The sequence below is a fragment of the Microcoleus sp. LAD1_D3 genome (genome assembly GCF_036702135.1).
Classification (GTDB): Bacteria; Cyanobacteriota; Cyanobacteriia; order Cyanobacteriales; family Microcoleaceae; genus Microcoleus.
Genome location: NZ_JAUBSB010000103.1, coordinates 1 through 10,988, shown reverse-complemented (window position 1 = coordinate 10,988; position 10,988 = coordinate 1). Strand labels below are relative to the sequence as shown.

The 10,988-nt window shown below is 46.8% G+C and carries 9 protein-coding genes; 3 read left to right on the top strand and 6 right to left on the bottom strand.

Annotated features, from left to right (window positions below; all coding sequences use genetic code 11):
- Positions 1–530 precede the first annotated feature (530 nt).
- A complete protein-coding gene (locus QUA74_RS28550) occupies positions 531–2,468 on the bottom strand; it encodes a serine/threonine-protein kinase (RefSeq protein WP_333335898.1) in 1,938 nt (645 codons plus the stop codon).
- 501 nt (positions 2,469–2,969) lie between these two features.
- Here QUA74_RS28550 and QUA74_RS28545 point away from each other — a divergent pair.
- Both QUA74_RS28545 and QUA74_RS28540 read left to right on the top strand, forming a co-directional pair.
- Positions 2,970–3,452, top strand: coding sequence for a 2Fe-2S iron-sulfur cluster-binding protein (locus tag QUA74_RS28545; protein ID WP_006635922.1), 483 nt, complete (start codon positions 2,970–2,972; stop codon positions 3,450–3,452).
- A 38-nt stretch (positions 3,453–3,490) separates the two neighbouring features.
- Positions 3,491–3,961 carry a phycobilisome protein gene (locus QUA74_RS28540; RefSeq protein WP_333335896.1) on the top strand — a complete coding sequence of 157 codons (471 nt, stop codon included), beginning with the start codon at positions 3,491–3,493 and terminating at the stop codon, positions 3,959–3,961.
- Positions 3,962–3,978: 17 nt separating this feature from the next.
- On the opposite strand, the gene QUA74_RS28535 is transcribed toward QUA74_RS28540, so the two are convergent.
- The 5 genes from QUA74_RS28535 to QUA74_RS28515 form a co-directional block, all read right to left on the bottom strand.
- Positions 3,979–5,145, bottom strand: coding sequence for a pentapeptide repeat-containing protein (locus QUA74_RS28535; RefSeq protein WP_333335893.1), 1,167 nt, complete (start codon positions 5,143–5,145; stop codon positions 3,979–3,981).
- Positions 5,146–5,384: 239 nt separating this feature from the next.
- A complete protein-coding gene (locus tag QUA74_RS28530) occupies positions 5,385–6,047 on the bottom strand; it encodes a V4R domain-containing protein (RefSeq protein WP_333335891.1) in 663 nt (220 codons plus the stop codon).
- A 57-nt stretch (positions 6,048–6,104) separates the two neighbouring features.
- Positions 6,105–6,575, bottom strand: a complete 471-nt coding sequence (locus tag QUA74_RS28525) for a phycobilisome protein (protein WP_333335890.1) — start codon at positions 6,573–6,575, stop codon at positions 6,105–6,107.
- A gap of 174 nt (positions 6,576–6,749) precedes the next feature.
- On the bottom strand, positions 6,750–7,016 hold the full coding sequence (locus QUA74_RS28520; RefSeq protein WP_333335888.1) for a hypothetical protein: 267 nt from the start codon (positions 7,014–7,016) through the stop codon (positions 6,750–6,752).
- Between the two features lie 94 nt (positions 7,017–7,110).
- Positions 7,111–7,812, bottom strand: a complete 702-nt coding sequence (locus QUA74_RS28515; RefSeq protein WP_333128737.1) for a V4R domain-containing protein — start codon at positions 7,810–7,812, stop codon at positions 7,111–7,113.
- Positions 7,813–8,094: 282 nt separating this feature from the next.
- Between QUA74_RS28515 and QUA74_RS28510 the strand changes: the two genes are divergently transcribed.
- Entirely contained in the window at positions 8,095–9,927 is a 1,833-nt protein-coding gene (locus QUA74_RS28510; RefSeq protein WP_333335885.1) for a peptidase C14, read from the top strand.
- Positions 9,928–10,988 lie beyond the last annotated feature (1,061 nt).

The window sequence follows — 10,988 nt, the reverse complement described above, 5'->3', positions numbered from 1 at the left end:
CCCTAGAGTTGTCAAGCGTTTTGCGAAAATATTTTTGACTTTTTTTTGAACCTATACACACCAAGGGTTTCGGCTGTCCTTCACCGCTCCGGTATCCCCTGGCTGACTCCTCTTTTAACTATAGGGTCTTTTTTTGGGGCAAGATAGGACTTTTGGGGCAGACTATCTCCCGCGCATGAGTAGAAGATCTCAGTGGTTCAACCCGATGATGGGGCTTACTTGGAGTAGAGGTAAGGCAAAGTTAGACTCTAAGGTGTGAGGCTGCATCATGGGGTTAGAATGACAGAAGCAGGCTGGTGCATGAGTCATATATGTAAGTGGTGTGTAAGTGGTCTCTGCATTTCTTGGACTTTACTGAGGGACGTTTGGGTCTCCGATTGAGCCGATCGCCCTTAACAATTCCTCATGATTCAAAATCCCGAAGTTGACACGACACGGTACTCTAACCCTGATCAAACTCCCAGGAATCGATCGCCCGCAAATACACTCTCCTGAATTACACCCCCAAACTCCTTTAGTTACGCCAGTTATCAGCCTTTGATGATCGAGGGTGAGTTGGTCTCCTCAACATTTACATCTAAAAAGTGCAAGTGACTCTCTTCCTCAGTATTGACAGCAATCACCAAACCTCTATTCCCCCAAGGAGCTATCGCCCGGGGTGAGGCGGGGCTGCTAAAACTCCCTACTTGAATCCCTTGACTGTTTAACACTTCTATCTGCCCCCCAACATCTGCCAACACCCATCCCCAATTAGCCACACAAGCAGACACAGGCAAACTTTCAAGGGGAATTCGCGCTACCTTGAGCGGCCACAATTTCATCAACAACACCGCCGCTTTACCACCTTGGGGAATTCCCAGCAAAGTATAAGGCTCAGGTGTCAACAGCATCTGTCCCACGCTGGCAGACAACCGCACAGAACCCACCGGCGTGCCGCGGCGAGTGTAAACTCTAAAAATAGTTTGGGGATTTTTTGGTTCGTTGTCCGGCCAAACTGCTAAGACGTGTCGCCGATCCAAAAAAATTAATTCTGGTAAATAGTGTTCTGGTAAGGGCACAGTAGCGATCGGCTTCAGCGCTTTTTTCCGATCGCCCGCCGTGCTGTTTCCCGCTAAAGAATAAAAACGCAGTTCGCCGGGAACCGCTACTGTCAACCAGTTGCCGTGAGAGTCAATAGCAGCTTTAAAAGCATCGGGACCTTGCCTCAAACCCATATCCAGCAAACACTGAGGCTCCCAAGAGTCCTCATTGAGCCAGTAAAGTTTTTGCGGAGTGAGAACGCAGCAGCCGTGGGAACTCGGTAAAATTCCACGCACAATTTCCGCCATTAATGAAATAGAAGTAGACATTTCTCCTGTAACTAGCTGTTTTCCCGGCTGAGACCAAACCTTGACCTCTGTACCTACAGCAGCATATAGATACGTTTCAGTGGCAATTAAAGCGGTCAACGGTGCTGGAAGTATCAGTGGCTTGGGCTGCGAAAGCGAATAGTGCACAGTCCCAAGTAAATTAATCGCCGGCTGTGATGCTTTTTCCTCTTCAACTTCCAGCAAAGAGTCAGTTTCCGACTTCACACTTTTATCACCACTGGTTGTGGGGTTTTCCCAGGGAATAATGCAGTCGCCCAATTGTCTGACAGCGGGGTCGTACATGATTAGCCGCAGAGCTTGAGCCATTTGGGAAGCACTGGCAAAACGGCGGGCTGGCAGCTTTTCTAAAGATTTTTTGACTATTGCTTGCAAAGGTTCGGGGATGGCGTCGGGAAATTGCAAGCGTTGATTCAGGTGCGCCCACCTCAAGTCTCCGGGGGTTCCCCCGAAAGGGCGGTAGCCCATTAGCAATTCAAACAGCAGAATTCCTACTGCATATATATCTGACATCGGGGAAAAAAGACCGTAAAACCGCTCAGGGGCCATGTAAGCGGGGGAACCTACGGTAGCGTCGGGAGAAAGTTCTTGGTGGAGGCGAGTGGTACCAATTTCTGGCAGCCGACGCGCGATACCAAAGTCAGAAAGCCGGGGCGACCAACCTTTTGCTCCTAATGTTAGGAGGATATTTTCGGGTTTGATGTCGCAGTGAACTACGCCTCGGCGGTGGGCGTAGTCTAAGCCGGCTAAAACTTCCATGACTAGCTGCAAACCTTCGAGTAGACGCAAGGGGCGCTCTTGTTTGAGCAGGTTGCGGAGGGTTCCTCCCTCGCAGTAGTCCATAACCAAGTACCTGCCTGTAGCTGTGTGTTCTAGAGCTCGGCAGGTAACAATGTTCGGGTGCTGCAAGGTGATTAGAAACCACAGCTCTCGCAAGAATTCGCTAGTTGGGGCTTTTTGATGACTAAGTTCTTTGAGAGCAACCAGTTGGCTGGTGAGACGGGAGTCCTGGGCGGGAGCTTCTCGAACGCTGGCACAAAAGACTCGACCAAATTGTCCTTGTCCGACTAGCCCTAAAATGCGGTACTTAGAATGTTGCATCGGTCTAATTATAGAAAAAGCTTGAGCTAGTATTAAAATATGTAAATAATTCTGACAAAAATTCAAATTTTTGAATCGCTCGCCAGGTACTGCTATGTTATCTCAGGTTCATTCTCAGCCTCCTTGAGAGCGATCGCACACTCGCACCTACTAACATCCTTGACTTGCGGAATCAGTATCAATCTTGCCGGATTCGAGTGTCGGATCTGAAACTACCTGTGGCTGCTATTTTAGTCGATGGCGACTATTACAGTTTTTTCCATGCCATCCAGAAAGTATCTAAGGTTTTAGCTTTTCAAGGCTAAGCTGGGGAATCGGGGCGAGGGAACAGCGATATGACCACAACAGAAGTGCGGTTATGTCATAGGGGTTAGAGAACCCGAAGCCGATGCTGTCGTCAAGGCATCTTAACCTTTTTGAGTGTTAGCCAAATTTTTTTGCGCTTTGAATAAGTTGATCGTAACTTGCTAAATACTGAACTTGACAGGAGCAAACATCAATATGGTTAAAATTATTAAACTAGATCCAATTGCGGAGGAAATAGCAGTCGAAACCCGATCAAATATCCTGTCTGCCTTACTTTCCAAAGATTTAGACGTTCTCAAGGAATGCGGGGGGCGGGGAATGTGCGCTACCTGCCATGTTTACATTAAAGAAGGCATGGAAGGCTTGTCGGACATGAACCGCCGCGAGAGAAGGACGTTGGAAGTCATTACTACGGCTAAAGCCAATTCGCGACTTGCTTGTCAGGCTCAAATTATGGGCGAGGGTGTGGTTGTACAGTTGCCTGCGGGGATGTACATTAATGCTATTGAAAATGTCGAAGCTCTGATCGGCCGCCGGGCCCAGCAAGATTTATTACACCCAATTACGGGTCAAGTAGTTGTAGAATCGGGAAAGTTAATTACTCGTTCTATCGTTACACAGCTTAATGAAACCCGCTTTCAAGTGGGACAGTATTTAGTTCGGACTAAAGAAGCTTAAAACTGATATGTTTGTATTTTAGTAGTAGAGAAAAATCTATGTTGAGCCAACTTGCGCGTTTGAGCACCGAAGCAGACGGACGCTACGCCAGTGCAGAAGAACTCCAATTTTTGAAAGACTACTTTCAGTCTTTGAATCACCGGATGAGTGCTTATAAAAAAATTCAAGCCTCTGAAACGGAAATTATGCGGCAAGTGGAAGCACAAATGCTGTCTCTAGACCCTAATTTATTTCGGCGGGGGGCTAACGATGTCACTGAAAAGTGCCGTGGAGATATTGTGCGGGTGTTGAGGCATTCGACGGCAGCACTATTGATTAATGATACGGAACGATTGCGCGATCGGCTACTACTTTGGTTGCAAACTATTTTAGGTGCTGTTCAAGTTAGAAATAGTGCGACCGTGACCTACGATGTGATGAAAAAGGTCCTCAAACAATATCTCACGGTGGAAGAAAGGAACCTATTTTTTCCGATTCTGGACATCAACCGCACTTTACTAGGCAAATAATCCAGGGGGTTGACCAGTTAACGCCGATAAACTGTGCCGTTAGGAAGAGTGGCTCCAATCAACTTCGCTCCCGTCAAATCCGCCTCAGTTAGAATCGCTCCCCGGAGGTTGGCTCCTGTCAAGTCAGCTTTCTGCAAGTTGGCTTTACTCAGGTTAGCTTTGCTGAAGTTAATTTCATGCAGGCAAGAATTAGACAGGTCGGCGTTGATCAGGTAGGCTAGACTCAAGTTGGCTTTGCTGAGGTTTGCCCCGCTCAAGTTAGCTTCCATCAGATAAGCACCGCTCAAGTTGGCTTCATTCAACAATGCCTCTGCCATATTAATTCCAGTTAAAAGTTTGCGGCTCAAGTCTACACCGCTGAGGTCGGCCCCGCTGAGGTTAATACCGCTTAAGTGGCTGCCATTCAAAGTAATGTTTCTCAGGTAGGTTTGGCTGAGGTCTGCTTTACACAAATTGGCTCTATCCAAGCAAGCTTCGCTAAGGTCTGATCCGATCAAGCACGCGCCGTTTAAATAGGCTTGAGTGAGGTTAGTTCGCCTGAGATTAGCTTTCAACAGGTTGGCTTTGCTGAGGTTAGCACGGGTTAGGTTGGCTCCGGCTAGGTTGGCTTTGGATAATTCGGCTCCGGTGAGCTGTGCTTCGGTCAAGTCTGCCTCTTTCAAACTCGCTAGACTTAAGTAAGCATCTTTGAAGTTTGCCCCGTTGAGATTGGCTTTAATCAGATAGGCTTTACTGAGATTGGCCTCAGTGAGAACGGCTTTGGTGAGGTTAGCGGCGCTCATATCTGCCCCTATGAGATTAGCATGGGGAAGAATTGCTCCGGTCAGGTTTGCCCAATTCAGATGAGAGCCGGCTAGGTTGGCGCCGGTGAGATTGGCTCCGATGAGATTAGCTCCGCTCAGACTGGCTGCCATGAGGTTGGCGCCGGTGAGATTGGCTCCGCTGAGGTCAGCTTTGCTGAGATTGGCGCGGCTCAGATGGGCTTTGGTGAGGTCGGCCCCGCTGAGGTTAGCACCGATTAAGTAGGGTCGTTGCTGGTGTTGGTTGAGGTTTGCCAAAAGTAGAGTGGGGGCATCGCTGGAACGGTATAAATCGATCGGACTCAACACAATGCCGCGCAGATTTGCCAGTCTAAAATCTCTTTCGCCGGCTGCATATCGAGTTAGAAGTTCATTGGCGTCCATTAAGTTCTAGCAAAATGTTTGAGGTTTTGATTGCTTTTAAATTTTATGAATTTGTAGAGTAAGTTATGAATTTTCTAGCTGCTAGTTATAATCAGGTTTTATTTAAATTTCTAAAACCCGATTTTTTAACTCAGGAGCTTTTTTATAATTTAACTCACAGTTTTGATGATACGGTGGATAATATGAGTGCCCAACAATCGATTTGACAGCTATTAACAAACTAATAGCTGTCACACAAGTCAGTTTTTTGGGAAAAGTTGACTGAGAATAGCTTCATGGTCTTTTCCTTCTTCGACCATAGAATCGGCAGGTTGGAGGCGATCGCGCAGCCCTAAAATAAAGCGGTTGCAGTCCGAACCCAATGATTCGCAGGATGTTTGCAGGCAGTGAAGTTCTCGACCCGTAAGCTGACTAAAGAACGAACTTAAAATACCTGCTTCTAAAAAACAGGCTGGTCGCTTAGACTTGGGGGCTGTTTTAGCAAAAAGAGAGTTAGCAATTTTTACTATTAAAAATCCATGTTCGGAATAGCTGGGATCAAGCTCAAATGTTCCCCATCCATGAGTTTTCCAACACTGCTGCAAGGACTGAAGAAATTCTACCATTTCCATTTCAGAAACTGGCTGACCGTAGTATTCGCTGACTTCTTCGCAAAAACGCACGTAGAAGTTTTTACCCCACCAGCGACCGCAGTTGAAAAGTACGAGGCGGGAGGCTTGACCTGTTTCTTTTTCTAAGCCGATATAAATGGCTTGAATCAGTGTTTCTGGGAGCGCTAGGAGCCGATCGCCCCGGCGGTTTTCGAGGAGGCCGAGTTCGAGGTCGCCTCGGACGTAGGCATCGCTGGCAAAGTAGTTTCCAGGGAGTCGGGGCTGTTTGAGTAAGTCGGCAATATTAATCATCGGAAATTGGGAATTGGGAATCGGGAATTGGAAATTGGAAATTGGGAAGAAAGCTGATTATTTATTACCTTGGTCAATAATAATTGACTGTGCTTGGTCGAAAAATGGTTGCAATATAGCCCGGGCTTGCTCTGAAAGCAATTCTTTTAAACGAGTTTGCAGCAGATTGCAAACAGTTGCTTCTATATTTTGAGTTTGGTGGGCTTCGACTATGCCGGAAAGCCAGTCTAAAAGGCGCTGTTCTAGAAAAATTTGATCGTTCAGCAGCATAGCCATAGCGCAGTACCGCAAGACTAAAACCCAGTGTTTGAGCGATCGTTCTAAGGTTTCTTGTTTTTCGTCGGGGAACGTTTCTTGTAGCTTGTTGGCTACTGGTTGGAAGATGCTTGCTTCCTTCTCTCGCAAAAATTCGTAAATTTTTAAGCGCTGGACAAGGGTTACAGCTTGACGCTTAAAAGCTATGAGTTCTTCGCCTTTTAAAAAGCGGTTTTCTGCCTGATCCAGCAGCGCCTCAATCTCAGGGTGCATGATTTTAATTAAGTGGTTATCGGTAATTGATAAAAGGAAGTCAGTTGGCAGTTGGCAATTAGTAGTTGTTATTTATTAGTAGTTTTCCTACTTCCCAATAATAATAAAAAGTTACCAGTTGCACTTCGGGATTCCTAATATTAACTCAGGGCCATTTTCCATTCCCTACACAGATTAAAACAGGTCAAATAGGTCATCAATGGTGACTTCTGCTTGTTCAGAAATAGAAATTACTGGCAAGGGTGGCGGTAGGGGTAGGGCACCTACTTCCGGAATTCCTTCCCAAGAAATAGCTTGAAAAAAGTCAGCTACTGGCTGGGTTAAACTCAGAAGTTGACCCGGAGTCGAGCCATTTGGGGTTTCTAAAGATTTTCCCAGCCAATTATAGTGACCAAAGAATTCTTGGACAGATTGGCCCAACCATGAAGTTTGACTTTTCATCTTTCTTCCTGCCTGGAGAAATCCACCATCGCACTTTCGATCGCGAAATGGGTGGGAGGAAAGGCAGGGCAGGGGATGTGCCTTTCCAGGTTGTTTACCGCAATATTTCACCGTGTTGCAGTCGATTTTGAATATCGCGGGCGTTGGCACCTTCGTTGAGCCAGAATGCTGCTGCATCAATTTTATCCGGGTTGCCAAGCAGGAACTTGCAATAGGTTTCTCCCATTGAGTAACATTGGAGTTCTATGCAGCTCAGAGGCTTTTTGACTAAAGAGCCGAAGAAACCGGCGAACAAACCGGCGTATAGGTGACAAACAGGTTTGCCTACGTCGCCCAAAGTACGAGCAACTGCTGAGTCAAAGAGGTTGATGAAGATGCAGCCGTGTTTGCGATCGCTCATGTCCACTTCCCAGCGACCCCAACCTTGAGCCGTGAAAGGCCACCACCAAGTTTCTAGCAGAAACATGAGATTTGACTGGCGAATGTTCTGGCTGTATTCGGCACTAAACCATTTTTGAAAAAATTCGGAATCTTGGAGTCCCCACTGACAACCAATAGTATACATGATGACAGAGGACGCGGGGCCGACTTCTTCTTCGAGTCCCTCCACCAAACCGATAATGAAGTCTTCGCTGGTAAAAATGTTGCGCGACTCATTCCAGTCGTCAATTGTACCCATCTGGCGATCGAAGGCAAAAAAATCTTGAAACCTATAATGGCTGTGAGTTTTAGGATGCTTTTGCTTCAGTAGCGATTCGCTGTGGGGGGAGATTTCTTTTTTGGCGGTAGAGACCATTGGCGGGTTATTCCTTGTTGGTGTAGTGTGCTGAAAATGAGAGCAAATAGACTGGCCTGTGTATCCAATTTAACGTCATTTTTCTAAAGACAGGCACCGCGTATAAATTTTTACTGCAATATAAAAAGTTAAAATTCTAGGATGCTAAATTGGGGCGCTTGTTGGGACTTCTTCCTTCCGACAAGTGCTATCTGAGTGCTGGCGAAAGTGGGTATAACCTTAAACGGGTATGTGTTATCGTTTTGTGCAAGCTGTCCACTATTATATATAGGGCATATGGGGATGAAAAATCACGCTTGTATTGCAATAGGCATCAATCAATATCAGTTACTCCAGCCTTTGAGTTATGCCCAAGAGGATGCAGAGGCCCTGTACGGTTTTTTGACTGAGGAGGCGGGTTTTGCGCCGGATGGATGTCTGCTGATGACCGATAGCTCGCCGTCGCTGTGGGGACAATCTACATATCCAAATCGGGAAAATATTCTGAGATTGACCCAAAGCCTCTGCGCCGAACATGTGCAACAGGGAGATTTACTCTGGTGTTTTTTTAGCGGCTACGGTGTCAGCTATGAAGGCAAGGATTATTTGATGCCGGTTGACGGTAATCCGGCTGACATTCAGGGTACGGGGATTCCGGTAGAGTTGCTGTTGAATACTCTGAAAAACGCTCCTACGGAAACGGTGTTGGTGCTGGTTGATATGAACCGCAGCCAGATTGTGAAAGCGGGGGAAACGATCGGCTCTCAAACGGTCGATCTGGCGCGGGAACTGGAAATCCCAACGGTGCTTTCTTGCCGCCCGAATCAAGTTTCGCGGGAAACTTCGGCTTTGCGTCAGGGGTTTTTTACGACGGCGCTTTTGGAGGGGCTACGCTCGGGACAGTGCATGACCATTAAGGGTTTAGACCGTTTTTTGAGCGATCGACTGCCGGAGCTGTGTGACCACCATTTGCGTCCGAAACAAGAACCTTTGATGGTGGTGAATCCTCCAGGAAAGGCTAATTTGGTGATTTTGCCGGATGCTTCAGGGGTACCAACTGCTGCGTTGGCAGGACGCAACGGCAATATGGCGGTTGGTACGGGTGATGGGTTCAATCGCCCGCACATGGCTACGGGTACCGCTCGAATTGATCTGCCTCCGGCAGTTCGCAATGCTCAGGATTCGCCGGTTGAGATGCCGCCTGTGTCGCAGCCAAATGCTGTGGCCCCTGCCGATCGGGGAGGCGATCGACCGAACTTGCAAAAGCCGGAGGATGAGCATAACGGGGGATCGGATAAGTCATTTTTGCAGCAGCTAATTTTGTGGAGTTCAGCTACGGCTTTGGTGCTGCTGTTGGGTGTTTTTGTGACGAACAAATCAATTTTTATTGGTCAGCAGGAAGGAGATCCTCGATCGCCTGCTCAAAATGCCCAAAACTCTGGAGCTCAAAAATCTACTAATGCCGGGGGGTCGCAGAACCAACCGCGGGCGGTGCAAGCAGGGACGGGAACCAAGCAGCCACCATCGAGCCAGCAGGTGTGGGCTGAGGCGAAAACTTTCCTCAAGGATGGTTCGGCTTCTAGTTTTAATAGAGCGGTGGTTAAGGCTCGAACGATTCCGGCTAGCGATCCGCTCTACCCGCAGGCTCAGCAGGATATTGAGCGCTGGAGTTTAACGATTTTGGATATAGCTAACGGGCGGGCTGCTCGGGGCGATTTCCAGGGGGCGATCGGCGCGGCTAAATTGATGCCGGATGTCAATCAGCCTGTGTACAATCAGTCGAAACAGGCGATCGCTCAGTGGGAGGAGCTATCCAAAGACCAGGACGTAAATGCTGCTTTGCTATCGGCTGCTAAGGGTCAAATTAAGCGGGGGGCTGCCTCTTCTTACAGTAAAGGCATCCAGCAAGCTAATAAAATTGAACCCGGTCAGCCGAAGTATGAAGAAGCTCAGCAGTTAATTGGAGAGTGGAGCGAAAGTATTCTCAAAATTGCTCAGTTGCGAGGCTCTCAAGGAAAGCTGAAAGAGGCAGTTGAAGCTGCTTCGCTGGTGCCGTCGGGTACTAAGAGTTATCAGCAGGCTCAGAAGGACATGGCTAATTGGAAAACTCAACTGCAACGCCAGAAAAAAGGTTGATTTAGTTGATAATTTCTCGGTTTCCCACCGGGAAATTATCTTAGCGACTGGCCAACATCGGTCGCTCGATCGCCCGATACCTCTTGACACGGCAAAAAGAGACCTACCTATCGATAATTTGAAACCAATAATTTTATTCACCATTTCCCCTCCCCAGCTTCTGCGCGAGGGGATTTTATATGCTGCCTGGTCGGTTCGTTTTTGTAGAGTGAAAAATATCATATGAGCTGGTTAATGGGCGGTTGCATAATAGCGGGATGATTTTAATTTTTTTGTGGCTGGAACCATGAGCCCGAAGGCGTGTATTTTCACAGCAGGCGGGACGCCTAACCCCAACTCCCCACAATAATCCTCAAATTGTGCAACGCCGGTTAATTAATATGTTTAATTCACATCTAGATTTCCCTAAACCGGCGCCTCCACCGTCAATCGATTTTAGATTTTAGATTTTAGATTTTAGAATGAAGCATTGACCCCCACGGATAAATTCGGGGGGCAAGTTTCATCGGATACAGGTTTTTATTTCTCCACGGATGAATCCGGGGGCCTGTATCCTGGATGCTTTCGGTCAAACAATAAGAATGGCTGCAAATATACTTTTTAAAATCATAAACTAGTCTCAAAAAAGTTAATTTTAAGGAGAATTAAAATAGTTAGTTTTTAGATTTTATTTCCGAGGATTATCAGGTTAATTTATTATAGTTTATTTTAACTTTAGTGACAAGCAAATTGGGCTATAGTGAATTGCTATATAATACCATTTTTTTAAAGATGTGATAGAGATAAAAAATGTAAAATCCAAGACCATCCGGTGAGAAAACCAATGACGCTCACGGTGAAAGATGCCAAAATTTCCTGGACTTTTGTGCGGAGCTCGTCAAGATTACTAAACACCGACTTTCGCTAAAAAATCTTTGAGATATTCCCACACTCTTTCTGTGGGATTTACTTCCGGACAAGTCGGAGGCTGAAATACAGCACTTCCGGATGTTATGAGGTACAGTAGCAGCAATTAGTAAACCAGTTTTTAAGATGTTTCGGATTAATCAAGTCAAGAGCCA